Origin of the sequence: Halomonas sp. 18071143, from assembly GCF_019211725.1 — a bacterium.
Taxonomy (GTDB): Bacteria; Pseudomonadota; Gammaproteobacteria; order Pseudomonadales; family Halomonadaceae; genus Vreelandella; species Vreelandella stevensii.
The window spans coordinates 1,830,617-1,856,949 of the sequence record NZ_CP078120.1; the positions used below are offsets into that span (position 1 = coordinate 1,830,617).

Below are 26,333 nucleotides of genomic sequence, written 5' to 3' on the forward strand. Positions count from 1 at the left end.
AATTATGGAAAAGCCACGGATAAATAATATGATTTTTGAATTGCTCATAATCAGCTGTTATAATGAAACTCAAATTCGCTACAGCGAAGCATAACCATGAGTACGCCTATCAAGCCTTTTACGCCCTCTGCGGAACTCGCCAGACCCACCGTGGCCGATGCCGTCGTGGGCCATGCCGAAGCGCCGCTGTTCATTCGCAAGCCCAACGCCGACGACGGTTGGGGCATTTACGAGCTGGTCAAGGCGTGTCCACCGCTAGACGTCAACTCCGCGTATGCCTACCTGCTGTTGGCAACCCAGTTTCGCGATACCTGCGCAGTGGCCACGAACGAAGAGGGCGAAATCGTTGGCTTCGTCTCAGGTTATGTGAAAGACAATGCCCCTGATACCTACTTCCTATGGCAAGTCGCCGTAGGTGAGAAAGCCCGCGGTACAGGGCTTGCACGGCGGCTGGTAGAGGCGATCATGTCGCGCCCTGAACTGGATGACGTGCATCACCTCGAAACCACCATTACGCCAGACAACCAGGCATCCTGGGGGCTGTTTCGCCGCTTGGCTGCCCGCTGGCAGGCCCCGCTGAATAGCCGAGAATACTTTTCGACCGAACAGCTCGGTGGAGAGCACGATCCGGAAAACCTGGTAAGAATCGGCCCGTTTCAAACTGGCAGTCTCTGACAGCTTTCAAGGTTAACGGTTTTCCCGCTTGTGTTGCCCCGGCTGCCACTTTTTGCCGATCAGGCCAACCAGACCCGACTGATAAGGAGGTCGCTTATGCAGACCCAGACGCTCGAACGCATGGAATCCAATGTTCGTACCTATTCACGTTCTTTTCCTGTCGTCTTCAAAAAGGCCCAGAACGCACGCCTGACCGATGAGAATGGGCGTGAGTACATCGATTTTCTTGCCGGTGCAGGCACGCTCAACTACGGCCACAACAACCCCCATCTGAAGCAAGCGATGATCGACTATCTGGCCACGGATGGTGTCGTACATGGCCTGGACATGTGGACCAGCGCCAAGCGTGACTATCTTGAAACGTTGGAAAACGTAATCCTCAAACCACGGGGTCTGGATTACAAGGTGCATCTGCCTGGGCCTACCGGCACCAACGCAGTGGAAGCGGCCATTCGCCTGGCCCGTGTTGCTAAAGGTCGCCATAACATTGTGACCTTCACCAACGGCTTCCACGGTGTCACCATGGGCGCACTGGCCACCACCGGTAATCGCAAGTTCCGCGAAGCCACCGGCGGTATTCCCACTCAGGGTGCCAGCTTCCTGCCGTTCGATGGCTACATGGGCGAGCACGCCGATACGCTGGATTACTTCGAGAAGCTGCTCAACGACAAGTCGGGTGGTCTCGATGTTCCGGCCGGCGTCATCGTCGAGACCGTGCAGGGGGAGGGCGGTATCAACGTGGCGGGCCTGGAGTGGCTCAAGCGCCTGGAACAGATTTGCCGTGCCCATGACATTCTGCTCATCGTGGACGACATTCAGGCAGGCTGTGGCCGTACCGGCAAATTCTTCAGCTTCGAGCATGCAGGCATCACGCCAGACATCGTGACCAACTCCAAGTCGCTGTCAGGTTTTGGCTTGCCGTTCGCCCACGTATTGATGCGCCCGGAGCTGGACAAGTGGAAGCCAGGCCAATACAACGGTACGTTCCGTGGTTTCAATCTCGCCATGGTGACTGCCACGGCGGCGCTGAAAAAATACTGGTCCAACGATACCTTCGAACGCGACGTTCAGCGTAAAGCGTGTATCGTCGAAGAACGTTTCAAGGCCCTGGCAGCGCTGCTCAGCGAGAACGGCATACCTGCTACAGAGCGCGGTCGTGGCCTGATGCGTGGTATCGATGTGGTCTCGGGTGAGATTGCCGACAAGATCACCAGCACGGCTTTCGAGGAGGGTCTGATCATCGAAACCAGTGGCCAGGATGGCGAAGTGGTCAAATGTCTGTGTCCGCTGACCATTCCGGATGCCGACCTGCTCGAAGCGCTGGATATTCTGGAAGCGTCGGTCAAGAAAGTCATCAACGCTTAATGGAACGGCAGCCGCCTTGGCTGCCACGTTATGGAGTACGCCCATGATCGTTCGTAATATCGAAGAAGCTCGCAAGACCGACCGTCTCGTCACGGCCGAAAACGGCAACTGGGATAGCACGCGCCTGGTATTGGCCAATGACGGCGGCAATTTCTCGTTCCATATCACGCGCATCTTTGAAGGGACCGAGACTCATATTCACTACAAGCACCACTACGAATCCGTCTACTGCATCGAAGGCGAAGGTGAAGTGGAAACCCTGGCGGATGGCAAGATCTGGCCCATCAAGCCGGGCGACATCTACATTCTCGACCAGCACGATGAGCACCTGCTGCGTGCCCACAAGACCATGCACTTGGCCTGTGTGTTCACGCCGCCGATTACCGGCAACGAAGTGCACCGTGAAGATGGATCCTACGCACCCGCTGACGACTGATCGTCGGATGCAGGTGTCGGATGCAGGTGTTTGCGGCCTGGCCTGGTGCCAGGCCGCTTTGCGTCAGTCGTCGGCTGGTGCAGATTAGTTCGCATAATATATATTATGTTAAATCGGATGGCGCAATCGCTTCATGCACTCGTGAAAAGCCGCCGTGGCGTTGGACAAGCAGATACCCTCTCCTTATCATTCGTGCTCTTATTGTTTAAGGATATCCCTCGTTATGCGCTCAGGTGTTCTATGGCTAATGGCCGGTTTGTCGATGTCGCTTGCAGGCTGTGCAGTGACGCAGCCCGAATCGAATGAACCCCCGCCACTAAGCGAGGCGTCGTTCAACACGCGTATCCTTGAACTCGAATCCAGCTTGCAGCAACAGTGTCAGGCCTCTTCGGCGCTCAATGAGCAGCAGCTTGCCCAGCAGCGCACGCTGACCGCCGACGTCCGCGAGGTGGGTAGTCTACTGCGCCTGCTGCGTGACGATGTCGCCAATCTCGAAGCGCGTGGCGATGAACCCGTGATCATTCGCGAAGAGTGTCAGGCGGAGGCCGTTGAGGACGGCAAGACGCTGCTTGGGCGCAGCGAATGGGTCGGCTTTCCCAGTATCGGCACGTACCTCAAGGCCCGGGTGGATTCTGGTGCCAATACTTCCTCGCTGTCTGCTTCGGATATCACGCGTTTCGAGCGCGACGGTGAGAACTGGGTGCGTTTCAAGCTGGCACTTAATGAAGACGATGTGGTCGTAGATCGCGTTCGGGACGAATGGATCGAGGCGCCTATTCAGCGTCGCGTCAGAATCGTCCAGGCCTCCGGCGAAGAGTCGCGCCCAGTAATCTCGCTGCTGATGACCCTGGGGCCGATCCGCGAAAACGTCGAGTTCACCCTGAACGATCGTACTCATCTGGATTTTCCGGTGCTGCTGGGCCGTCGCTTCATGATGGATATCGCCACCATCGACGTGGCAGAAACCTATCTTCATGAGCGTCCCGAATTTCCAGGCGGTGAGCCTTCTGAGCAGGCGGCTGACGATGAAGCGGCCGATCAAGACGATACCGAAGAGTAATATCACTCCCCTGCCGCTTTACGCTGAAAGGAATCATCATGTCCCGGTTGCCATTTTATTTTATCGTTGGGTTGCTGCTGCTGGCGGGTATTGCCACCAGCGTGCACAGGCATTTGCAGTTCGAAATACCCTGGTTCCCGGGTGAACAGCGGCAAGTGTGGGAAATCGAAGCTGTCATCAATTTCAATGCCCAGAACGGGCCGGTGCAGGTGGACTTCGCGCTGCCTTCGCATCAGGCGGGTTTTCGCGTATTGACTGAAAATACGGCCTCTTCCGGCTATGGTCTGGCGTACCAGGCCGATGAGCTGGGTCGTCAGGCGCAATGGACCATTCGCAATGCAGCCGGTAGTCAGCAGCTCTACTACTCCGTGCAGATGCTGGTATCGCCGGACGCCCGCTCGCCCATTCAAACGCCGCCAGGAATCCCCAGCATTACCCCTTGGGAAAGCCCCTATGACACGGCCGCCAGCCAGCTCATCGAGCGTGCCTGGGCGCGTAGCGCCAATAACGCGACCTTTGCCCGCGAGCTGATCCTCGATATCACTGGGGATCGCCAGGGGGAAAATGCTCGCTTACTGCTGACCCAGATGCAGCCTTCGGCGCTGATCGTGCGTCTACTCAACCAGGCGGGTGTTCAGGCCCGTGAAGTGAGCGGCCTGCTGCTCGAAGATGGGCGGCGTCGCCAAAACCTGAGTAGCTGGATCCAGGTCTTTGACCAGGCTGCCGAAGAGTGGGCGTTGTTCAACCCCGCCACCGGCGAGCGCGGTCGTCCTGAGAATCTGCTGCTCTGGGAAACCGGCGGACGTGCCGTACTCGAAGTACAGGGCGGTAGCAACTCGCGGGTATCATTCTCCATGCTGACCCACAATCAGCCCGCGTCAGCGGCGGTTCGCAACCACTACTCTGATGATACGCTGCTCAACTTCTCGATTCACAGCCTGCCGCTTGAAGAGCAGGCGCTGTTCCAGACGATTCTGCTGATCCCGATTGGCGCGCTGGTGGTGGTCTTCTTGCGCGTGTTGGTGGGCGTGAAAACGTCGGGCACCTTCATGCCCGTACTGATTGCTCTGGCCTTTATCCAGACCACCCTGCTCACCGGTCTGATCGGTTTCCTGCTGATCGTCAGCGTTGGTCTGATCATCCGCAACTACCTTTCCTACCTCAACCTGCTGCTGGTGGCGAGGGTGTCGGCGGTGATCATCACGGTCATCGCGATCATCTCCATCTTTACGGTACTCGCCTACCGCATGGGCCTGAGTGCGGGTCTGACGGTGACCTTCTTCCCGATGATCATTCTTGCCTGGACCATCGAACGCATGTCGATCCTCTGGGAAGAGGAAGGCCCCAAGCAAGTACTGATTCAGGGCGGCGGCAGCCTGCTCACAGCGGTGCTGGCTTACCTGGCCATGAACAACCCCTGGGTGCGTCACATCACCTTCAACTTCCTTGGCGTACAGCTGATCCTGATGGCGTTCATTCTGCTGCTGGGCAACTACACCGGTTATCGCCTGCTGGAACTGCGTCGCTTCAAACCCATCACCGATGACGAGAAGCCCTCATGAGTTGGTTCGATAACTGGGCCTGGCCGACCAGGCTGAGGGATAAAGGCATCATTGGCATGAACCGGCGCAATATTCGCTATATTGGCCGGTACAATGCGCGCCATCTTTACCCGCTGGTGGATGACAAGCTCAAGACCAAGCTGCTGGCCGAGCAGTACGGCATTACCACGCCCAAACTGATCGGCACCGTGGCCACGCAATTCGGCGTCAAGCACATGAGCGAGATGTTGGAAGGCCACCACGGCTTCGTCATCAAGCCCGCCAAGGGCAGTGGCGGCAAGGGAATCCTGGTGATCGAACGGGTCGAGGATGGCCTGTTCTTCAAGCCTAGTGGGGCTTCCTTGACCATGGAAGATATCGAGCGGCATGTCTCGAACCTGCTCTCTGGGCTCTATTCGCTGGGGGGTTCCCCTGATGTCGCGGTCATCGAAACGCTGATCAACTTCGACGAGAGCCTGCTGGAGTATACCTACGAAGGCGTGCCGGACATTCGCGTCATCGTGTTCAAGGGGTATCCGGTCATGGCCATGATGCGCCTGTCCACGGCGGCATCGGATGGCAAGGCCAACCTCCACCAGGGAGCAGTGGGGGTAGGGCTGAACATCGCCACGGGAGCCGCGCTGCGCGGTGTGCAGTTCGACCGCCCCTGCTTCAGCCACCCGGACACCGGGCATGATCTGGCCAGCCTGGTGGTACCTCAGTGGGAAACGCTGCTGCACCTCGCAGCGGGCTGCTATGAAATGACCGGGCTGGGTTACCTCGGCACCGATATGGTACTGGATCGGGAACATGGCCCGATGCTTCTGGAGCTGAACGCGCGCCCCGGTTTGGCCATCCAGATGACCAATGGTGAAGGCCTGCGCCGCCGTCTGGACCTGATCGAACGGCAGCCAGAGAATGTTCCCGTAGCCAAGCGCGTTGCGTTTGCTCAGCATCACTTTGCGCGGCGAAGCGAGCTGGTGGAAACCCCTGACACCTCTTCGGCAACCGCGTAGACTAGGCCCATGATGTTCAACGAGCTGTCCAATGACTGAAGCCAACACGTTACTGCAACAAGCCGAGTCTCAATGCCACACTCGCGGCGTACGCTTTACCCCTATCCGCCGCCGGGTGCTGGAGCTGATCGCCGAAAATGGCGGCGGTCTGAAAGCCTATGACCTGCTGGATCAGCTCTCCACGGAGCATGCCGCTGCTCGGCCGCCGACGGTGTATCGGGCGCTGGAGTTCCTGATCGACCAAGGCCTGGTGCATCGCATCGAGTCGCAGAACGCATACGTTGCCTGCGCCTGCCCGGAGCATGTCCACGGCTTTCAGCTGTTGATTTGCCGCCAGTGTGGCTATGTGGAAGAGCTTCATCTGGACGAAATCAGCGACCAGCTGGCTGCGCTGGCCAAGCGTCAGGGCTTTCATGTAGAGCGCCAAACCATCGAGCTTCAGGGCTTGTGTCAGGCGTGCCGACCTGCGAGTGATACGTGATGTCCACAGTCAACCAATACGACGGCGACCTGTTCAAGTCGCTGGAGTCCGCCTCCCCTTCAGACACGCTGCCCGATGTGGCGACCATCCTGGCCTCGGTGCGCTTCAATTCGGATGGCCTGCTGCCTGCCATAGCACAGCAGCACGACAGCGGCGAAGTGCTTATGATGGCCTGGATGAACCGTGAAGCGCTGGAAGAAACGCTCACTACCCAGCGAGTATGCTACTACTCTCGCTCTCGTCAGGCGCTCTGGCGCAAGGGCGAGACGTCCGGCCAGCAGCAGCATCTGAAAAGCGCTGCGCTGGATTGCGATGGCGATACGCTGCTGCTGCAGGTAGACCAGACGGGGCCCGCGTGTCACACCGGCAGGCGCAGCTGCTTTTACGTGGCGGTGGATGCCCACAAGGCCGCCATCACCAGCGAACCACTGATCGACCCCGCCACCCTGTATGGCAAAAAAAGTCCTTGAAGGCACCCTCTTGAAAGCGTTGAAGGCGGTAAAAAACGCGCTGATCAAGGGAGTGTCACTATTGATGGTCGGCCTGGTTCGGCTTTATCAATATACGATCAGTCCGCTCCTGGGCCCCCGCTGTCGCTACTGGCCCAGCTGCTCTTCCTATGCCATCGAGGCCATCCAGGTGCACGGGCCTTTCAAAGGGGGCTGGATGGCACTCAAGCGCATCCTGCGCTGCCACCCCGGCAGCGCGGGGGGTATGGATCCGGTACCTGGCGGCCGCAGCGAGCAGCTCTGCAAGGAAGATGATGGCTGCTGCTCAGGCCCCTCCTCCAAACCTTCAGAGCATTAGCAAATTGCTTATCTAATGCTGCTTAGCCACCTGATAGATGCGCTCCAGCATGGCATGCAGGCCGTTGCTCCGGGTGGGTGACAGGTGCTTGTCCAATCCCAGATCCGCCAGAAAATGCGGTTCCGTCTGCTGGATTTCCTCTGCCGTGCGCTCGCTGTAAATGCGCAGCAGCACTGCGATAAGCCCCGAGACGATGGCAGCGTCGGACTTGGCCTTGAAGATCAAGCGGCCGCCCTGCTCTTCATGGCACATCCACACGTTTGACTGGCAGCCTTGAATCTTGAATTCGTCGGTGATTTTGTCAGCGGGAAACGCCGGGAGCTGCTTCCCCATATCGATGATGTACTGGTAGCGATCCATCCAGTTATCGAACATTTCAAACTCTTCGACCAGCTCTTGTTGGGCGAGCTCGGCACCGGAAGTGGTCATGGTGGTTCCTTTTCAGGGTAAGTGCGTTGAGGGCCAACATTATAACGGCTCAAGGCTGCTCTGGGGGTGCTGTTTTCAAGCGATGCCGCTGCTGCTGCTCATGCCACTCATGGGCTTCGGTGTGCAGGTAGCGGCTGGTGGTGTCCAGTCTTGAGTGGCGGGCATTTTCTGCCAGGTAGCGCAGGCTGACACCCGCCTGGGCTTGATGGGTAATCGAAGTGTGGCGTAGCCAGTGGGGGGTGGCCTTGCGTAGCGCATCGATATACTCCCTCTTGCCCCCTTCTGCTTCAAGGGCCAGGGCCGCATGGCCGAAGGTCTCCTTGATCAAACGATAGAGCTGGTTGTCGCTGATCCCGCGCTGCTTGTCCAGCGCGCGGATCAGCGGACCATGTTCGCTAACACCGGGCAGGCCCCCTAAACCCAGCACCTTGCGCCACTGCTGCAGGCACGCCTGCATGTCCTCAGGCAGCGGTATGCGCGCTTGCTTGCCGCCCTTGCCAATCACATGCCACCACCAGCGCCCTTCACTGACCCGAAAATCGTCCATGGTGGCGTTGGCCATCTCATGGATACGCGGCGCCAATAGGTAGGCAAAGCCGAAAATGAAGCGATGCCGCGCATGTTCATAGCGGCCGCGTGCATCCTCGGGCACGGGGCGTGTGTTCAGCCACGTCCATAGCCAGTCCCATAGCGGTCGCTCCAGATAGCGTTCGATACGTTGGGTCTGATTATTGAGGCGGCGCGATTTGTCGCGCATCAGCACGAATGGGTTGTGGCCTACCCACCCTGCTTCCACAAGCCAGCCAAACAGCCCTTGCAGGATGACGAGGGTTTGACGTCGGCTGGCCGGTGACAGTCCGCCGCGAAACGGCCGCCACGCCGGGTGGTGGCGTGGTTTGGAAGGCCCTATCCACATCTCCCTGGGCTGCGGGTTTTCCAGGAATGCCTCGAAGCTCCGCAGCGTTTCACGGTTCACCTCCCTTAGCCCGCGCCCCTGACTGCCCAACCAGAGCAACAGCCGCTCCGCTTCACGGCGATAGCTCTTCAGGGTTTGCGGGCTGTCCTGGTACTCCGCCAGCCATTGCGCAACGGCCTGATAGTCGGTGTCGGCCGCCACATGGGGCGTTGCTGAATCGGTGGTTGTTAGTCTGCTCCCAATATCGGGAAACACGTCGCCACTGCCCTTCCGCTCGGCCATCTCCAGCCCGTTGGCGAAGGTCGCAAGGTGCGTTGAGTCGTAAAGCGGCGCAGGTGGCTGGGTCATGAGGGTGTCTCGCGCTATCAGAGGGCTCAGCATCGCCTTTTTGGCGTATAAATTCAAGATAATATGGGTAATCTTGAATTTATGTTCTTTTAAATAAATAATATTACGTTTTATGTAATACGTAATAATTGAGTTGAATCCGTTTTTACATGACAATGGCGCACAGCAACTATCCATCCTGATCATTTCAGGCGCGGCTTACTTCAAGGATTCAAACAGGCATGGCTCGGAACGGCATTCAGTACGGTGATGTACAGCAGGCAATCGATACCTTGCTGTCACGTGGCGACACGCCAAGCGTGCAGCGCATACGCGATGTGCTGGGGACCGGCAGCTTCACCACCATCAGCGAACACTTCCGCACCTGGCGGGCGGCACGTGAGCAGAATCGTGACGTTCCCCCACCCAAGGGCGTCCCGGAAGTGGTGGTCAATGTGGCCAGTGAGCTATGGCGCGAAGCGCAGGAGCTGGCCAACGAGGCGCTGTCGCACTATCGCGAAGAGGCCAACAGGCAAGTAGAAAGTGCTCAGCAGGCCGCCGCCGAAGCACGCCAGCAGGCCGCCAATGCCGAGCAGCGAGAAAGCGCCCTGGCGGAGCACCTGCGCCACACCGAGCAGCGCCTGGAGCAGCTGCATCGTGAACTGGCAGAGTGTCAGGCCCGCGAGCGGCACTGGCAGCAGCAGACTCAGCAGGCCACAGAGCATGCCGAGCAGCATCTGGCAGACCTGCAAGAAGCCCAGCGGGCGCTGACGGCCGCTCAGCAAGAGTGCGCTGCGCAGCTGGAGGCTCGTCAGCAGGCATGGGAGGAGCGCCTCGCACAGGAAGAGCAGCGTAACGAAGCCGCCGAGGCGCGTTTGATGGCGCTACTGGACACTCTGCGCCAGGAGCGTGCCAACGAAGAGAAAGCGCTGCAGAAACGCCTGCAGCAGCGGGAAAAGCGTAGCCAAACGCTGGAGCAGGAGTTGCGCAATAAAAACGATACGGTCAGCCGTTTGCAGGTGGACAACGGCAAGCTCGAGCAACAGCTGCAAACGCATCAGGCGCATCAGGAAACACTAGAAGTAGCACTGGAAACCGCTCAGCGCAATCTCGATCAGGCAAGGCAGGCGTTAACGGTCGAGCAGCAGCAATCGGCAAGGCGTGAAGAGTGGCAACAACAATTGTGGCAGCGAATGGAGGCTATGCAGGCACAGCTGGCAGCACTGCCGGAGACCATGGCTCCTAAATCGCAGGAGTGAGCAGATACAACAACGCCAAGCAGCATGGCTGCCTGGCGTTGTTCGTGGAAAGTGCTAAATGACAGCGTTGCTGTCAAGCATGGCCGCCATTAGCGATAGTAGGCGTTGCTGGTGTCGGTGTGGTCGGTGACGTCACGAATACCCGCCAGTTCGGGGATGCGCTCCAGCAGCGTTTTTTCGACGCCATCCTTGAGGGTCAGGTCGACCGCGGCACAGCCTTGGCAACCGCCACCAAAGGCCAGGATGGCCATTTTATCTTCGGTCAGCTCGACCAGCTTGATCTCACCGCCATGGGCCGCCAGCCCGGGGTTGATCTCGCTGTACAGGATATAGTTGATGCGGTCTTCCAGCGGACTGTCCGCATTGACCTTGGGCATCTTGGCGTTGGGTGCCTTGATGGTCAGCTGCCCACCCATACGGTCGGCATTGAAGTCCACCACGGCCTCTTCAAGAAACGCCAGGCTGTTCTTGTCGAGAAACACGTTGATCTTGTCAAGCTCGAGCTTGACGTCGGTGGGCTCTTCTTCACCCGGGCGACAGTAGGCCAGGCAGGTTTCTGCATAAGGCGTGCCTGGCTGGGTAATGAAAATACGCACGGCAATGCCTTCGACGTTCTGCTTTTCCAGCAGCTCGGCGAGGTAGCCCTGTGCGCTATCCGTGATGTCAATGCCCGGCGCTTCGATAGTCGTGGTCATAAGGGATGTTATCCTCCCGTGGTAGTGGCGTTGCCACTTCACATGTCATTTGTGCCTATGGTAAGCAAAACCACGTTGCGACACAATCCCGACCGTTTTAGTCGGCTATTGGGCGAGCGGCATGGCTTACTTGCTGCCCTTGCGAGCACCCTTTGGTATGATAAGCGCCGCTCACCCATGACGACGACAACAAGAATATCCTTTTCGACCGAGACGCTGGAGAACTTCCCCTGCCATGGCCGCTAGTGATTTGACTGCATCCCTTACCCAACGCCTGACCCAACGCATCCTGATTCTGGATGGCGGTATGGGTACCATGCTGCAGAATGCCCAGCTCAGTGAAGAGGATTTTCGTGGCGAGCGTTTTCACGACTGGCCTTCCGATCTCAAGGGCAACAACGACCTGCTGGCCCTGACCTGCCCCGACGTGGTGGCGCGTATCCACCGCGACTACCTGCTGGCAGGCGCCGACATTCTCGAAACCAATACCTTCAACAGCACACGACTTTCCCAGGCCGATTATGGCATGGAAGACCTGGTGCCCGAGCTAAACAGAGAGTCTGCCCGGCTGGCCAGAGAAGTGTGTGATGCCGTGGCCGCGGAAACCGACATCCCCCGCTACGTGGCAGGCGTGCTGGGGCCTACCTCGCGTACCGCATCGCTGTCGCCGGACGTCAACGATCCCGCCAAGCGCAACGTGACCTTCGACGAGCTGCGCGAGAATTATTACGAAGCCGCCAACGCGCTGATCGAGGGTGGTGCCGATCTGATCATGATTGAGACCATTTTCGACACGCTCAATGCCAAGGCCGCCATTTACGCCCTTGAAGAGCTTTACGAAGATCTGGGCCGTCGTTTGCCGATCATGATTTCGGGGACCATCACCGATGCCTCCGGGCGCACCCTGTCAGGGCAGACCACCGAAGCCTTCTGGAACTCCATTCGCCATGCCCAGCCCCTCTCGGTGGGTCTCAACTGTGCGCTGGGCGCCGAAGAGCTGCGCCCTTACCTGGAAGAGCTGGCCACCAAGGCCGATACCTTCGTGTCGGCACACCCCAATGCGGGCTTGCCGAACGAGTTCGGCGAGTACGACCAGACGCCAGAAGAGATGGCGGCCATCGTGGGCGAGTTTGCCCAGAGCGGTCTGGTCAACATCATTGGCGGCTGCTGTGGCTCGACGCCGGAACATATCCGCGCCATTGCCGAGGCCGTTCACAGCATGGCGCCCCGTCAGGTGCCCGAGCGCCGTCGCGCCTGCCGCCTGGCGGGCCTGGAGCCTTACAACATCGAGGCCGACTCGCTGTTCGTCAACGTGGGGGAGCGTACCAACGTGACCGGCTCGGCCCGCTTCAAACGCCTGATCGTCGAAGAGGACTTCACCACGGCGCTGGAAGTGGCGCTGGAGCAGGTCGAGAGCGGCGCGCAAATCATCGACATCAACATGGACGAAGGCATGTTGGAGTCGCAGGAAGCCATGGTGCGCTTCCTCAACCTGATTGCCGGGGAGCCTGACATCGCCCGGGTGCCCATCATGATCGACTCCTCCAAGTGGGACATCATCGAGGCGGGCTTGAAGTGCGTGCAAGGCAAGGCGGTGGTCAACTCCATCTCGCTCAAAGAGGGTGAAGCGGCGTTCCGCGAACAGGCCACCAAATGTCGCCGTTTTGGTGCGGCGATCGTCGTGATGGCCTTCGACGAAGAGGGCCAGGCCGATACCTTCGCCCGCAAGGTGGAAATCTGTGAACGCGCCTACCGCCTGCTGGTGGACGAGATCGGCTTCCCGGCGGAAGACATCATCTTCGACCCGAACATCTTCGCCATCGCCACCGGCATCGAGGAGCACAACAACTACGCCGTCGATTTCATCGAGGCCACCCAGTGGATCCGTGAGCACCTGCCCCATGCGATGATTTCCGGCGGCGTCTCCAACGTGTCGTTCTCGTTCCGTGGCAACAACCCGGTGCGGGAAGCCATCCACTCGGTGTTCCTCTACCACGCGATTCGCGCCGGGCTCACCATGGGCATCGTCAACGCCGGCCAGCTGGCGGTTTACGATGACCTGCCCGCCGAACTGCGTGACGCCGTCGAAGACGTGGTGCTCAACCGCCGCGATGATGGCACCGAGCGGTTGCTGGACATTGCCGACAAGTACAAGGGAGATGGCAGCGGCGCAGCCAAGAAGGAAGATCTGGAGTGGCGCAGCTGGCCGGTCAACAAGCGCATCGAGCATGCGCTGGTCAAGGGCGTGACGGCGTTCATCGAGGAAGATACCGAAGAGGCCCGCGCCCAGGCTGAACGCCCCATCGAGGTCATCGAAGGCCCGCTGATGGATGGCATGAACGTGGTCGGCGACCTGTTTGGCGCGGGCAAGATGTTCCTGCCCCAGGTGGTCAAGTCGGCCCGCGTCATGAAGCAGGCGGTGGCCTATCTGATCCCGTTCATCGAAGCCGAGAAAAGCGCCGAGACCCAGGCCAAGGGCAAGATCGTCATGGCCACGGTCAAGGGCGATGTCCACGATATCGGCAAGAACATCGTCGGCGTGGTGCTGCAGTGTAACAATTACGAAGTGATCGACCTGGGCGTCATGGTGCCCACCGAGAAAATTCTCCAGGCCGCCATTGACCACAATGCCGATATCATCGGCCTGTCGGGCCTGATCACACCTTCGCTGGATGAAATGGTTCATGTGGCCAAGGAGATGCAGCGACGCGGCATGAACCTGCCGCTGCTGATCGGCGGTGCGACGACCTCCAAGGCGCATACCGCCGTCAAGATAGAGCCCCAGTACGACCACCCGGTCATCTACGTCACCGACGCCTCCCGCGCCGTGGGCGTGGCCGGCAAGCTGCTGGCGCCCAACCTCAAGGCGGCCTACGTCGCCGAGATTCGTGAAGAGTACGAAAAGGTCCGCGAGCGCAACGCCAAGCGTCGTCCCAAAGCCGCCGACCTGGACTACACCCAGGCCCGCAAGCGGCGCTTCCGCACCGACTGGGCCACGCATACCCCTGTGGCCCCCCGGCAGCCGGGTTTGATGACCTTCGATGATTACGATCTGAACGAGCTGGTGGAGCGCATCGACTGGACGCCCTTCTTCATGAGCTGGCAACTGGCCGGCAAGTACCCGAAGATTCTCGACGACGAGATCGTGGGTGAAGCGGCGCGCAGCCTGTTTGCCGATGCGCAGGTGATGCTGCGCAAGCTGATCGATGAAAAACGCGTGCAGGCGCGGGGGGTAATCGGCCTGTGGCCTGCCAACAGCGTGGACGACGATGTCATCGAAGTCTATGCCGACGAATCCCGCACCCAGGTCGTCGAGCGTCTGCATCATATACGTCAACAGACCACCAAAGGCCGGGACGGCATCTGTTACAGCCTGGCAGATTTCATCGCCCCCAAGGAGAGCGGCAAGGCTGACTGGATCGGGGGCTTTGCGGTCACCACGGGCCATGGTGTGGATGAGCTTTCCAAAGCCTATGAAGCGGCGGGAGATGACTACAATGCCATCCTGGTGCAGGCCCTGACCGACCGTTTGGCGGAGGCCTTTGCCGAGCGTATCCACGAGCGAGTACGCAAGGAGTTCTGGGGCTACGTGCCGGAAGAGACGCTAGACAACGAGGCCTTGATCGCCGAGAAGTACCAGGGCATCCGCCCTGCCCCCGGCTATCCTGCCTGCCCTGATCACACCGAGAAAGCCACGCTGTTCCGGCTGTTGGAAGCCGAAAAGAATACCGGGCTCGTGCTGACCGAGAATTTTGCCATGTGGCCAGCGGCTGCGGTGTCCGGCTGGTACTTTGCCCATCCGCAGTCGAAGTACTTCTCCACCGGCAAGATCACCCGTGACCAGGTCGATGCGCTGGCGCAGCGCAAACAGATGTCGCTGGAAGAAATGGAGCGCTGGTTGGCGCCCGTGCTTTCCTACGATCCGAGCTGATGTCGCCGGTTCGTCGTCAGAGCAAGGTCATGCGCCTTGCTCTCCCGGTCATGCTGGGCATGCTGTCTCAGAGCATGCTCAACCTGGTGGATGCCGCGCTGGTGGGCCACCTCGGCCAGGAGGCTCTGGCGGGCGTGGGGCTGGGTGGCTACGCCATGTTCATGATGACGGCACTGGTGTTCGGCCTCTCGTCCAGCGTGCAATCCCAGACCGCTCACGCTTTCGGAGAAGGCCGCACCGCGCCCACGGCCTTGCAGGCCGGGCTGCTCATCAGCCTGGGGGTAGGGGTTCCCTTGACCGCCTGGGCATGGTGGCAAGCTCCCTGGTGGATACAGCTGATCGCTCCCGCCGATGATGTCTCGCAGGTGGCCGTCGACTACTTTCGCTGGCGGGTGCTGTCGCTTGCGGTGATCGCCATGACCCTCTGCCTGAGGGGCTACTGGAACGGGCTCCAGCACACCCACCTGTATTTGCGTATTGTCGTGGCGGTGCATCTGGTCAACGTGCTGCTCAGCGCGGGGTTGATCTACGGGTTGGCAGGTTTGCCTGCGCTGGGCACCAATGGCGCGGCCATGGGCACCAGCCTTTCACTGCTGCTAGGCCTGCTGGCCTGGGCCTGGGTAACGCTGCGGGCGCGCATTAGATGGCAGCCCTTGCCGTTGGCGGCCCTTTGGCAAACCGCTCGACTGGCCTTCCCCCACTCCCTTCAACAGCTTTGGTTTGCCGCGGGCTATGTGGTGCTGTTCTGGCTGCTGGGGCGGTTGGGTACCTCCAGCGTGGCGGTGGGCCATGTGCTGGTGAACCTCTCTCTGCTGCTGATTCTGCCCGGTGTGGGCATTGGCGTGGCCGCCATGAGCCTGGTGGGCGAAGCCCTGGGGCGTGACGACCAGCGCGAGGCACACCGCTGGGGGCTGGACGCCCTACGTGTCGCGGCCATGATGTTGAGTATACTGGCGCTGCCCATGCTGCTGTTTCCCGCGCAGATTCTGGGGATCTTTTTTACGGATCCGGCGCTGCTCGAACTGGGGACGCTGCCGCTACGCATTACCGCCGTGATGATCGTGCTGGATGCGGCCGCTCTGGTGCTGGCCCAGGCGTTGATGGGGGCGGGCGCGCAACGTACCGTGATGCTGTTGACGCTGGGCATGCAGTGGCTGGTTTTTCTGCCCTTGGCCTGGTGGGTCGGTATCGTCATGGGCTACGGGCTGGTCGGCGTATGGCTGAGCCAGCTATGCTACCGGCTGCTCAATTCCGGCAGTTTTTTATGGGTATGGCAGCGACGACGCTGGCTGGCCCATAGCCTCAAGGCCAATGCCTGAGCGCAAACCCATTAATAGCATTTAACGATAAAAAGATAATTATATATTCTTTTGTAGAATATGACGCCCGCGTTAAGGTGGCGGCACAATACCGTCCGTCCCGACGTGACCATTTCGCTTTTAGCAGGATCGTGCCACATGTACCGTTATGATATTCACGACCAGACGCTGGTCGATGAGCGCGTCGCTCAGTTCCGCGACCAGATGGAACGCTACCGCGCAGGGCGTTTGGGAGAAGAAGAGTTCCGCCCCCTGCGGTTGCAGAACGGGCTCTACATTCAAAAGCATGCCCCGATGCTGCGCATTGCCATTCCCTACGGCATGCTGGCGGGCTATCAGCTGCGCGCGCTGGCGGAGATCACCCGTCGCTACGACCGCGGCTATGGCCACTTCACCACGCGCCAGAATCTCCAGCTGAACTGGCCCGCCCTGGAAGACGTGCCGGACATCCTGGCAGAACTGGCCAAGGTGCAGATGCACGCCATCCAGACCAGCGGCAACTGTATCCGTAATACCACCAGTGACCAGTTTGCGGGTATCGCCAACGATGAAGTGGAAGACCCGCGTCCCTGGTGCGAGCTGATTCGCCAATGGTCGACGCTGCACCCTGAATTCGCTTACCTGCCTCGTAAGTTCAAGATCGCCGTCACCGGCGCCGCTCAGGACCGTGCAGCCATTCAGGTGCACGATATTGGCCTGCGCCTGTGGCGTAACGACGAAGGTGAGCTGCGCATTTCGGTACTGGCAGGCGGCGGCCTGGGACGTACGCCGATGATTGGTGACGTGGTCCGCCATGACCTGCCCTGGCAGCACCTGCTGACCTACCTGGAAGCCTGTGTGCGGGTGTACAACCAGTTTGGCCGCCGCGACAACAAGTTCAAGGCGCGCATCAAGATCCTGGTCAAGGCGCTGGGTATCGAAGAGTTCCGTCGCCGTGTCGATGAAGAGTGGGCCCACCTGAAGGATGGCCCGCAAACGCTGAACCAGGCCGCCGTGGAGGCCGCCAAGGTACACTTCCCGGAGCCCGAGCGCCGCCCTGTCAGCGAGAGCGCCATCGACGCCTACGAACAGCTGCGCAGTGAAAACCGCAGTTTTGCGCGTTTCGTCACCAACAACGTGACCGACCACAAAGTGCCGGGCTACAAGGCCGTGACGCTGTCGCTCAAGCGCCGTGAGCACGCGCCTGGCGACGTGACCGCCGACCAGATGGACGCCGTTGCCGACCTGGCAGACCGTTACAGCTTCGGTGAAGTACGTGTTACCCATGAGCAGAACCTGGTGCTCTCGGACGTGCCCGTCGACGAGATCGAAGCACTCTGGAACGAGCTGGACGCGCTGGGCATGGCCAACCCCACGGTAGGCACGCTCAACGATATCATCTGCTGCCCCGGCGGTGATTACTGCGGCCTTGCCAATGCGGTGTCGATCCCCATCGCCCAGGCGCTCCAGGAGCGTTTCGAGGACCTCGACTTCCTTTACGACCTGGGGCCGCTGGACCTGAACATCTCCGGCTGCATGAACGCCTGTGGTCACCACCACGTGGGCCATATCGGCATTCTGGGCGTCGACAAGAAAGGCGAAGAGTATTACCAGATCTCGATTGGCGGTAACGCCACCGATGATGCTTCGTTAGGCAAGATTCTCGGCCCCTCCTTCTTCCGCGAAGACGTGCCGGGTGTGGTCGAGAAAGTGCTGGAAGTGTACGTGGCCGAGCGCCACGAAGATGAGCGCTTCCTGGATACCTACCGTCGCATTGGCCTGAAACCCTTCAAGGAGCGTGTTTATGCCCAGCAATGACACTCAAGCCGAAGCGCTGCCACAGACGCCGGTGCACGTGGATCACCTGATCGACAACGGTGAATTGGCCGCTGAGAATGCCTGGTGCGTTTCCTACGATGCCGACGCGCTGCCGGAGCAGCGCCCTGCGTTCGTGCCGCTGGCGCTCTGGCAGGCAAACAAGGAAGATGCGGAACTGGCCCCCCTGCTGGCCAGCGATACCGAGCTGAACGCCGAGTTGGCCAAGGCGCTCGTGACAGCGCCTGCCATTGCCGTCGACTTTCCTGCCTTTACCGACGGCCGTGGTTACACCATTGCCCGCCTGCTGCGGGAACGTTACGGCTTTACGGGGGAAATTCGTGCGGTCGGTGACGTGCTGGTCGACCAGCTCGATTACATGCGCCGCTGCGGATTTTCGGCCATGGCCCTGCGGGATGATCAGCACCCCGAAGACGCCCTGCGTGCCCTCAACGCCTTCAGCGTTCGCTACCAGGCGGACGTCGAAGAGCGTCAGGCGCTGTTCGAGAAGCGTTTGACCGCCAGCCACTAGGCGCGGCCATCCGCTAAAACAAACGCCGACCGGGGCAGCCCCTGTCGGCGTTTTTGCGTTCAGCCGCGCCGTTTCTGCTGGCGCTCTCGATTGTGGGCCTTGGCGCGATCGCTCTTGCGCAGCATCACCCAGGTGGCGCCCAACCCACCCTCCGACGGCTGGGCGGAGACATACGCCTGCACTTCGTCGAACTGAGTCAGCCACTTGGCGATATAAGAGCGTAATACGTTGGCTGGGCTATCCAGCTCGCGGCCACGCCCATGCACGATCAGCACCGAGCGCAAGTCGTGGGCATAGGCCTCCTGAATGAACGGAAACAGCATGCGCCGACACTCCGCCAAAGGCCTGCGCAGCAGGTGAAGCTGAGCTTGAACGCTGTAACCGCCGTGCTTCAACTTATCGACCACGCCCTGCTGGGTTCCCTCACGGCGAAACTCGATGGGGTCGAAAGGAGGCAGCAGATCGACAAAATCGTCGGATAGAAAATTGCGCTCATCGAAGCGCTGAGCGGCGCTCTCGCGTCTGGCCAGCTGCGCCTCTGAGGGCGTTTGCCGCCGAGGGCCTGTATCGGCACGGTTTCGCTTGGCCAGCGGCGTTACCTCGCCGACCAGCGAACGGAAATCCAACTCATCCCGAAGTGACTGACTCATATCAGGCTCCTTTCGTCAGCTATAGAGTGCCACGCTACCCTCTACCATCGTAGCAAACCCCGCGATATTGCTTAAGACTTGTCTTGTGTCGTCACGCCGTTCAAGCTGAGAGATTTGCAACCTGAGGAGTGATGCCCATGGTTTGGGTCAAACGCGGGCTGTGGGCCATGGGGCTATTGTTGATCGGCATGGCCGGGTGGCTGTGGCTGACCATGCTGAGCCCCTGGTTTTATGAACGCCCAGATAGCGTGGCCGAGGTCGAACCGCGCACGCACCAGGTGTTCGTCTATGGCACGCTGCGCTACTGGCCGGTGCGCTGGGTGGTCATGGGCGCGTCCGGCGATCCAAGCGAAGCACGGCTACCGGGCTTCGAACGCAGGGGTCTCGACCTGGCGCCTAACCCAGCGGCCCACGTGGAGGGGCTGCTGTTGACCGTGACGGCCGATCAGTTGGAAAGGCTGGACCGCTATGAACGGCTGGGGGTGCGCTATAACCGCATCAAACAGCCGCTGGCCAACGGGCAGCAGGCTTGGGTATACGTGCGCTTGCCAACCCTCGGGCAACGTTGGCTTGCCCCTCCTGTCGACCTGGCCGCTCTGGTAACATACCCCACATCTTTGACGACGCCGCCAACCCCAGGCAGCGTCCTTGCCTATTTCAGGCCCCTTCAGGAGCGACCATGAGCAGCGATGCTACCCCTTATGTATTGATTCTCTACTACTCTCGTTCAGGCGCGACGGCAGAGATGGCACGACAGCTGGCCGCCGGCGTGGAAAGCGTGGCAGGCATCGAAGCACGCCTGCGCACGGTGCCGCCAGTATCAACCACCTGCGAGGCCGTCGATCCCGAGATTCCGCAAGAAGGCGCGGTTTACGCCACGCTGGACGATGTACGCCACTGCAGCGCGCTGGCATTGGGCAGCCCGACCCGCTTTGGCAACATGGCCGCCCCTTTGAAGTACTTCCTGGACAGCACCAGCAACCTCTGGATGAATGGTGCACTGATCGATAAACCCGCCTGTGCCTTCACCTCGACCTCCAGCCTTCACGGTGGCCAGGAGAGCACGCTGCTGAGCATGCTGGTGCCTCTGCTGCACCATGGCATGGTGTACGCAGGCGTGCCTTACAGCGAGACCGAGCTACTGAGCACCCAAACCGGCGGAACTCCCTACGGGGCGAGCCACGTGGCGGGCGCCCGCAGTGACCGCCCGGTGGATGCCGACGAACGCGCGCTGTGCCGAGCACAAGGCAAACGTATTGCCCGGCTGGCCATGGCACTTGAAGCAATGCGCCGCAAGGAGGCTTCATGAGACAGTGGCTGGATGGTCTGGAACAGCGCCACGGGCTGGATACGTTGACCCGCTACTCCCGCCAGCTGGTGCTGGGGAGTTTCGCGCTGCTGATGCTATTGGTCATCTATCGTGGGTTCTTCATTCAAGGGGATGAATTCAACTGGCGGCCGGTGGTGGCGTTCATTTTGCCGCTGCTACTGTTCTTGCCCTCGATCATTGGCCAGCGTGCGCGCGGCCATGCCTGGCTGGCCTTCGTCAGCCTGCTCTACTTCACCCAAGGGGTCATGCTGGCCACGCTGCCAGGGCAAGGCCTGCGCGGCGTGCTGGAAGCCATCGTGGCATTGGCGCTATTCACCGGCTGTATGGGCTACGCGCGTTTCCGTAGCCGTCAGCAGCACCTGAAAGGCTGATCTTACGCAAACCACAGCCAACCACTGACACCCGCCGCCACCAGCAGCGCGCCGACGGCACACAGCCGCTGGGTAGCCGCCGAGTGAACGGCGGGTGCTTCATCCACGGGCGGCCGGGCAAAGCGTTTCACGCCAGTGACCATGGCAGCAAGTAGCCCTTCCCCCTTGGCACCATGTAGCGCCACCCCGGCCACATGCACGCCGATCAATATCAACAGCAAATCACTGTTCAGGGCGTGCAGCCTGGCGAGATCGCGGCTGAGGTCACGTTCGATCCAGCCGTTCAGCGGCCCCTGGAAGAAGATATCGTCACTCAGGAACAGACCGCTGAGGGCTTGAAAGCCAAGACTCAACAGCAGCAGCACGACCATCCAGCCGCCCAACGGGTTGTGGCTGGCATAGCGTGGCTCCTGGCGCTTCATCAGCGCACGAACATAGTCGGTAGTACGCGCCGGAGAGTAGAGAAAGGTAGAGAAACGAGCGTAGCGACTGCCTACCAGCCCCCACAGTACGCGGAAGACGACCAGCCCTAGAATCACATAACCCGCCTGAGCATGTACCTCGATGGGAAACAGAAACGGCGCCCCATCGGTTTTGGTCGTGTAAAAGGCCAGGGCGACCGCGACCAGCAAGGCCAAGTGGCACAGGCGTATCAGTACATCCCATACTGCAATGCGTCTTGTCTCCTTCTGCATTCCCCGTTCCTCTGTCATGGCGCTGGCAAGGGGTCTCATTATCCACGTTGCTATCGCCGTCACAAGCACAGGTAGCAAAGCGAGGCATGATCAATGCTTGAGCTTTACGCACAGACCAGCGAACATAACCCGCATACAATTGATGAAAGCAAGGGAGATCCGCTCATGACACGTAACATTGCCGATGTCAGGCGCGACTACGAAGGTGGACGTCTGGAAGAAGCCGCCGCCCCCAGCGACCCGTTTGTGCTGTTCGATGAGTGGTTCAGCCTTGCCCTGGAAGAGGAAGGCCAGGATGGCAATGCCATGACCCTGGCCACGGTGGATAGCCAGGGGCGCCCTCATGCCCGCGTGGTACTGCTCAAGGGCTTCGATGCTCAGGGCATGGTGTTTTTTACCAACTACCACAGCCACAAAGGCAGCGAGCTCAATAACGTGCCTTACGCGGCACTCACCTTCTGGTGGCCGTCGCTGTCGCGGCAGGTGCGTATCGAAGGGCCTGTCCAGCAGGTTCCGGCGGCAGAGTCAGACGAGTATTTTGCCAGCCGCCCTCGCGGCAGCCAGCTGGGCGCCTGGATCGCTACCCAGAGCGTGGTGATTCCTGACCGCAACTGGATCGAGGAGCGTCAGAAGCGCTTCGAGCAGGCGTATGAAGGTCAAACGATTCCGCGCCCGATTCACTGGGGAGGTTACCGGGTCAATCCTGAAATGATCGAGTTCTGGCAAGGCCAGCCAAGCCGCCTGCACGACCGCCTGCGCTACGAGCGCCGCGACGGTGGCGAGTGGAGCCGCTTCCGCCTGGCGCCCTGACATTACTTTCCATATCACCTTGCCTGAGGAGGCCGCTCCTCAGGCAGTACCCACCTTTAATCCGGTAAACTCTCCAGGCGGTGGCGCTGCCATTCGCTATCTGGCTCGTTGAGTCTCAGCACTGCATCGATCACCTGCTCCTCCATGTTATAGCGGCAGCGGAACCCCAGGTGCTTCATCAGCGCCCGCATGGGGTGGTTGTCCACCATGATCTTGCCGATCATTTCCAGGGTGCCGATGCTGGTGCAGTAATCGATCATCTTTTTCATCAGCAGACTACCGATCCCCAGGCCCTGCAAATCATCGCGAATGATGATCGAGAACTCGGTGCGAATGTTGTCGGGGTCGTTCCACACCCGCACCACCCCCAACATCTCCTTGCTGCCATCGTCGTGCTGATGCTCGGCAATGAAGGCCATCTGCCGATCATAATTGATGTGCGAGAGAATCGAGAGGTCGCGCTGAGTCAGGCTGGACTTGTTGTGAAAATAGCGAAAACGGATGCTCTCCTCCGACAGCTGCCGGTGAAAGGCGGTGATCAGCGGCGCATCTTCTGCTCGAATGGGCCGTACTTCCACCTGCCAACTGTTTTTCAGGGAAACCCATTCCCGCAGCTCTTCCGGGTACGGCATGATGGCGAACCGGGCGGGAGTGCCCAAATCCATGGCAAAATCCACCGCCAGCATGCCGTCACGGTTGAGCAGCAGCGGGGTGAGCTCCAGGCCGCGCAGATCGGTCAGGTCGGAGGCCATCTGTGACAGCTTGACCAGCAGCTGGCAGAGCCGCTGAATGTCCCGCTCGGGGTCGGCAGAGTGTTCTCGGATCAATGAGGCGGCATGGGTGCGGCCGACCACATCCGAGGCCAGGCTCATGTTCAGTGGCGGCAGGGCCACCTGCCGATCCGCCAGCACGTTGACCTTGTAGCCCCCGATGCCAAACACGATCAGCGGGCCGAACACCGGATCTCGGGTGATGCCGGCACAAATCTGCATGGAGTGCTTGCCCCGCTGCATGGGCTGAAGGCAGTACTCACGCACGCTGTGTTCAGGGAATTTCTCGCGGACCTTGTCACCCAGTTGGCGCACGCCATCGGCCACCTGTTGGGCGCTTTCGAGGTCCTGCAGCAGGCCTGCGGACAGCTTGTGAGGATGTTTGCGATAACGATAGGGTCGGCAGTTGCCGTCGTGAATCACTTTCAACGCCTTGGGCCCCGGAAAGCGGTCTGCCACCTGCAAAGCTTCTTCCGGCGACTGGAGGTAGACACTTTCTGCCGTAGGGATGCCGTAGGCTTCCAGCACCTGGGCGGTTTCCGAGTGGGTCAGCGTTTGCCGCCCCTGCTCCTTGGCGTGTTTGATCAGGGCGCGGCACTCGGCGCGAATGGCCGGGCTGGTGGAAAACGGCAGGCTGGGCGGAATCTCATGCAGTAGCGCCTGCACCCGCTGATAGTCGACCATGTGCATGAAGGCCTTGACCGCTTTTTCCGGCGACGTGTAGGTGGGTATCCCCGCCAGGTTACAGACATGGCGGGCGTTCAGAGCTTCCTTGAGCCCCATCCAACTGGTCAGCAGGTTTCGCTTGAAGGTTTTGCGGTGATCGATCAGTGCCTGGGCAGTGGCCACCGACGGCGCAAGACGAGTGGGGGCGTGAACCACCAGTACCGCATCGACATTAGGGTCTGCGGTGACGATTTGCAGCGCCTCGACGAAACGCTCCGGCGTGGCGTTGCCCCCCAGGTCCACCGGGTTTTCCCCCGGTTTGCTCATGTCGACCTGGTTCTTGTGCAGTGCCGCCTGGGTGTCGGCGTCGAACTCGGCCAGCGTGCCTCCGGCACTCATCAGCTTGTCGATGGCCAGCATGGCGGGGCCCAGGCCATTGGACACGATGGCCAGGCGGTCTCCGCGCAGCGGCTTCATGCGCGACAGCGTTTCCAGCGCATCCAGCATCTCGTCCGAGTCATTCACTCGCACTACCCCTGCCCTGGCAAAGGCAGCATCGAACACTACGTCACGATTGGCGATACCCGGCGTCGGCGGCATGCCGGAAATATCCGATTGCGGGGTTCGACCACTCTTGATGGCCACCACCAGCCGGTTGCGCGAGGCATCCCGCACGGAGGTCATGAAGTGCTGGGCGTCGGTGACCCGTTCGAGGTGCAGCAGGATGGCCTGGGCCGGTGAATACTGATTCACGTAGTCGATCAAATCCGGCAGCAGCACATCGACGCTGTCACCCACGGTAATCAGATGGGAAAAGCCCACGTCCCGCCCGGCTGCCCAGTCGATCATCGCATTGGCCAACATGCCGGACTGGCCCAGATACGCGACCCGCCCGGCCTTGATGGGTTGGCTGGCATAAGAGGCGTTGAGCTTTTTGCCAGGCACGATCAGCCCCATGCACTCCGGACCCAGTACTCGGATGCCGGATTCCCGAGCGGCCTGCAGCATGCGTTGACGAATCGACCCCTTGTCGCCCTCCTCGCGGTCCAGATAGGCGCCGCCTGACAGCACCAGCGCGGCCTTGGCGCCAAACTTGCCCAGCTTACGGATCAAACGAGGCACACCCTTGATAGGCGAGCAGATGACACACAGGTCAGGGACTTCCGGCAGCTCGTCGACATTTCTGACGCATTTGACTCCAAACACGCTGTCGTAGCCCCTCAGGTTCACCGCCCATAGCGCACCTTTAAAGCCCGCCTCCTGCACGTTGCCCAACACGAGCCCACCCAGCGATTCAGGCTTTTCAGACGCCCCAAACACGGCAATGGAGCGAGGCTCGAAAAAATGGTGCAGAAAGCGTGTGCTCACGAAGGCATCTCCTCTGGCATGGGTTCCTACATGTGTACGACTTATTGACACTGTTGCGCAAGCCCTCGGGGCGATTAAGGTGGCTTTACTGTCACCGGAGCACTTGCATGATTACCGCCTACCTTACCCACCCCCACTGCGTATTGCACCATATGGGGCCGGAACATCCCGAAAGCCCTGAGCGATTGGAAGCCATTCGTGCACGCCTGTCACTGAGCGGGCTGCTGCAGCAAACCATGCAGGGGGATGCCAAGGAAGCGGATGATGAGGTGCTTGCACGGGTGCACCCCCTACGCCACCTGAAAGCGCTGGGAAAGTGCGTGCCCGATGAGGGAATCGTGACGCTGGACAGCGATACCATGATGAACCCAGATAGCTTGAAAGCGGCCAGAGTGGCGGCCGGAGCGGTGATTCGTGGCGTCGATCAGGTTTACAAACGACAGGCAGACAATGTGTTTTGTGCGGTCCGCCCCCCTGGGCACCATGCGGAAGCTGCCGACGCCATGGGCTTCTGTTTCTACAACAACGTGGCGGTGGGCGCTGCCCATGCCCGCGAAAAATATGGCGCTCGGCGTATCGCCATACTCGATTTCGATGTCCATCAGTGCAACGGCACCATCGATATTTTCAAGAATGACCCCGATGTGCTGGTCTGTACCAGCTTCCAGTATCCCTTCTATCCATGGCGTTACTTGCGTAGCGAGTGGCAGAACGTGGTCAACACCCCGCTGGAGGCCGGTACCGACAGCGCGGCGTTTCGCACTGCCATCGAACGCCAGTGGCTACCAGCGCTGCATGCGTTCAAACCGGACCTGGTGATGCTCTCGGCGGGGTTCGATGCTCACCGCGAGGATCCCATGGGCGACCTATGCCTGGAAGACGAGGACTTTTACTGGGTGACGCACCTGGCCATGGAGATAGCCGCCCTGTATGCCGACAACCGCGTGGTCTCCGTGCTGGAAGGCGGCTATCACCTGACCTCGCTGGCCAGCAGCAGTGAAGCGCATCTCAAGGCCTTGTTGGGATTGCCTTTCACCGATACGCCCTAGGGCGCCACCGCGCCCCTTTCGCCTGTGGTACCATGCGGCTT

Annotated in this window: 25 protein-coding genes; 19 read left to right on the forward strand and 6 right to left on the reverse strand. The window is 60.2% G+C overall.

Going from position 1 to position 26,333, the window contains the following annotated elements:
- The first annotated feature begins 96 nt into the window (after window positions 1-96).
- The 9 genes from ectA (at window position 97) to yidD (ending at window position 7,381) form a co-directional block, all read left to right on the forward strand.
- Window positions 97-675: a diaminobutyrate acetyltransferase gene (gene ectA, locus KVY02_RS08505; RefSeq protein WP_039177953.1), complete on the forward strand. Its 579-nt coding sequence runs from the start codon at window positions 97-99 to the stop codon at window positions 673-675.
- A 96-nt stretch (window positions 676-771) separates the two neighbouring features.
- Window positions 772-2,040, forward strand: coding sequence for a diaminobutyrate--2-oxoglutarate transaminase (gene ectB, locus KVY02_RS08510; RefSeq protein ID WP_218314969.1), 1,269 nt, complete (start codon window positions 772-774; stop codon window positions 2,038-2,040).
- A 43-nt stretch (window positions 2,041-2,083) separates the two neighbouring features.
- A complete protein-coding gene (locus KVY02_RS08515) occupies window positions 2,084-2,476 on the forward strand; it encodes an ectoine synthase (RefSeq protein ID WP_016913836.1) in 393 nt (130 codons plus the stop codon).
- A gap of 223 nt (window positions 2,477-2,699) precedes the next feature.
- On the forward strand, window positions 2,700-3,536 hold the full coding sequence (locus tag KVY02_RS08520; RefSeq protein ID WP_218314970.1) for an ATP-dependent zinc protease family protein: 837 nt from the start codon (window positions 2,700-2,702) through the stop codon (window positions 3,534-3,536).
- A 38-nt stretch (window positions 3,537-3,574) separates the two neighbouring features.
- Window positions 3,575-5,098, forward strand: a complete 1,524-nt coding sequence (locus KVY02_RS08525; protein ID WP_218314971.1) for an inactive transglutaminase family protein — start codon at window positions 3,575-3,577, stop codon at window positions 5,096-5,098.
- Window positions 5,095-6,093: an alpha-L-glutamate ligase-like protein gene (locus KVY02_RS08530; protein WP_218314972.1), complete on the forward strand. Its 999-nt coding sequence runs from the start codon at window positions 5,095-5,097 to the stop codon at window positions 6,091-6,093. The genes KVY02_RS08525 and KVY02_RS08530 overlap by 4 nt, the downstream gene beginning before the upstream one ends.
- Before the next feature lie 31 nt (window positions 6,094-6,124).
- On the forward strand, window positions 6,125-6,574 hold the full coding sequence (locus KVY02_RS08535) for a transcriptional repressor (protein ID WP_016913840.1): 450 nt from the start codon (window positions 6,125-6,127) through the stop codon (window positions 6,572-6,574).
- On the forward strand, window positions 6,574-7,044 hold the full coding sequence (hisI, locus tag KVY02_RS08540) for a phosphoribosyl-AMP cyclohydrolase (RefSeq protein WP_016913841.1): 471 nt from the start codon (window positions 6,574-6,576) through the stop codon (window positions 7,042-7,044). Before KVY02_RS08535 ends, hisI begins: the two co-directional genes overlap by 1 nt.
- Window positions 7,045-7,108: 64 nt before the next feature.
- Window positions 7,109-7,381, forward strand: coding sequence for a membrane protein insertion efficiency factor YidD (gene yidD, locus KVY02_RS08545; protein WP_237718584.1), 273 nt, complete (start codon window positions 7,109-7,111; stop codon window positions 7,379-7,381).
- Between the two features lie 12 nt (window positions 7,382-7,393).
- Here yidD and KVY02_RS08550 read toward each other — a convergent pair whose 3' ends face one another.
- Both KVY02_RS08550 and KVY02_RS08555 read right to left on the reverse strand, forming a co-directional pair.
- A complete protein-coding gene (locus KVY02_RS08550; protein ID WP_016913843.1) occupies window positions 7,394-7,810 on the reverse strand; it encodes a SufE family protein in 417 nt (138 codons plus the stop codon).
- Between the two features lie 49 nt (window positions 7,811-7,859).
- The gene (locus KVY02_RS08555) at window positions 7,860-9,074 is read right to left on the reverse strand and encodes a tyrosine-type recombinase/integrase (RefSeq protein ID WP_100730679.1); all 1,215 of its coding nucleotides are present in this window, start codon (window positions 9,072-9,074) and stop codon (window positions 7,860-7,862) included.
- Window positions 9,075-9,295: 221 nt separating this feature from the next.
- On the opposite strand from KVY02_RS08555, the gene KVY02_RS08560 reads away from it, so the two are divergent.
- Window positions 9,296-10,312, forward strand: coding sequence for a DNA-binding protein (locus KVY02_RS08560; RefSeq protein ID WP_218314973.1), 1,017 nt, complete (start codon window positions 9,296-9,298; stop codon window positions 10,310-10,312).
- 89 nt (window positions 10,313-10,401) lie between these two features.
- On the opposite strand, the gene nfuA is transcribed toward KVY02_RS08560, so the two are convergent.
- Window positions 10,402-11,007, reverse strand: coding sequence for a Fe-S biogenesis protein NfuA (nfuA, locus tag KVY02_RS08565; protein WP_016913846.1), 606 nt, complete (start codon window positions 11,005-11,007; stop codon window positions 10,402-10,404).
- Window positions 11,008-11,242: 235 nt separating this feature from the next.
- Here nfuA and metH point away from each other — a divergent pair, with 235 nt between their 5' ends.
- From metH to KVY02_RS08585, 4 genes are all read left to right on the forward strand, one after another.
- Window positions 11,243-14,938, forward strand: coding sequence for a methionine synthase (gene metH, locus KVY02_RS08570; RefSeq protein ID WP_218314974.1), 3,696 nt, complete (start codon window positions 11,243-11,245; stop codon window positions 14,936-14,938).
- Between the two features lie 29 nt (window positions 14,939-14,967).
- A complete protein-coding gene (locus KVY02_RS08575; protein WP_256357596.1) occupies window positions 14,968-16,257 on the forward strand; it encodes an MATE family efflux transporter in 1,290 nt (429 codons plus the stop codon).
- Between the two features lie 138 nt (window positions 16,258-16,395).
- Window positions 16,396-18,054, forward strand: coding sequence for a nitrite/sulfite reductase (locus KVY02_RS08580; RefSeq protein WP_100730683.1), 1,659 nt, complete (start codon window positions 16,396-16,398; stop codon window positions 18,052-18,054).
- Window positions 18,041-18,583, forward strand: a complete 543-nt coding sequence (locus KVY02_RS08585; protein WP_218314976.1) for a DUF934 domain-containing protein — start codon at window positions 18,041-18,043, stop codon at window positions 18,581-18,583. The genes KVY02_RS08580 and KVY02_RS08585 overlap by 14 nt, the downstream gene beginning before the upstream one ends.
- Before the next feature lie 59 nt (window positions 18,584-18,642).
- Here KVY02_RS08585 and smrA read toward each other — a convergent pair whose 3' ends face one another.
- Complete coding sequence (gene smrA / locus KVY02_RS08590) at window positions 18,643-19,233, reverse strand: DNA endonuclease SmrA (RefSeq protein ID WP_016913852.1); 591 nt, start codon at window positions 19,231-19,233, stop codon at window positions 18,643-18,645.
- Window positions 19,234-19,370: 137 nt separating this feature from the next.
- Between smrA and KVY02_RS08595 the strand changes: the two genes are divergently transcribed.
- The 3 genes from KVY02_RS08595 to KVY02_RS08605 are packed head-to-tail and all read left to right on the forward strand — an operon-like array spanning window position 19,371 to window position 20,934.
- The gene (locus KVY02_RS08595) at window positions 19,371-19,916 is read left to right on the forward strand and encodes a gamma-glutamylcyclotransferase family protein (RefSeq protein WP_218314977.1); all 546 of its coding nucleotides are present in this window, start codon (window positions 19,371-19,373) and stop codon (window positions 19,914-19,916) included.
- On the forward strand, window positions 19,913-20,542 hold the full coding sequence (gene wrbA / locus KVY02_RS08600; RefSeq protein WP_016913854.1) for an NAD(P)H:quinone oxidoreductase: 630 nt from the start codon (window positions 19,913-19,915) through the stop codon (window positions 20,540-20,542). The genes KVY02_RS08595 and wrbA overlap by 4 nt, the downstream gene beginning before the upstream one ends.
- A complete protein-coding gene (locus tag KVY02_RS08605) occupies window positions 20,539-20,934 on the forward strand; it encodes a DUF2069 domain-containing protein (RefSeq protein ID WP_016913855.1) in 396 nt (131 codons plus the stop codon). The genes wrbA and KVY02_RS08605 overlap by 4 nt, the downstream gene beginning before the upstream one ends.
- A gap of 2 nt (window positions 20,935-20,936) precedes the next feature.
- Here KVY02_RS08605 and KVY02_RS08610 read toward each other — a convergent pair whose 3' ends face one another.
- Window positions 20,937-21,629: a cytochrome b/b6 domain-containing protein gene (locus tag KVY02_RS08610; protein WP_100730684.1), complete on the reverse strand. Its 693-nt coding sequence runs from the start codon at window positions 21,627-21,629 to the stop codon at window positions 20,937-20,939.
- A 165-nt stretch (window positions 21,630-21,794) separates the two neighbouring features.
- On the opposite strand from KVY02_RS08610, the gene pdxH reads away from it, so the two are divergent.
- Complete coding sequence (gene pdxH, locus KVY02_RS08615) at window positions 21,795-22,439, forward strand: pyridoxamine 5'-phosphate oxidase (RefSeq protein WP_100730726.1); 645 nt, start codon at window positions 21,795-21,797, stop codon at window positions 22,437-22,439.
- 56 nt (window positions 22,440-22,495) lie between these two features.
- On the opposite strand, the gene KVY02_RS08620 is transcribed toward pdxH, so the two are convergent.
- Window positions 22,496-25,243: a bifunctional acetate--CoA ligase family protein/GNAT family N-acetyltransferase gene (locus tag KVY02_RS08620; protein ID WP_218314978.1), complete on the reverse strand. Its 2,748-nt coding sequence runs from the start codon at window positions 25,241-25,243 to the stop codon at window positions 22,496-22,498.
- 107 nt (window positions 25,244-25,350) lie between these two features.
- Between KVY02_RS08620 and KVY02_RS08625 the strand changes: the two genes are divergently transcribed.
- Window positions 25,351-26,292, forward strand: a complete 942-nt coding sequence (locus tag KVY02_RS08625) for a histone deacetylase family protein (RefSeq protein ID WP_218314979.1) — start codon at window positions 25,351-25,353, stop codon at window positions 26,290-26,292.
- Window positions 26,293-26,333 lie beyond the last annotated feature (41 nt).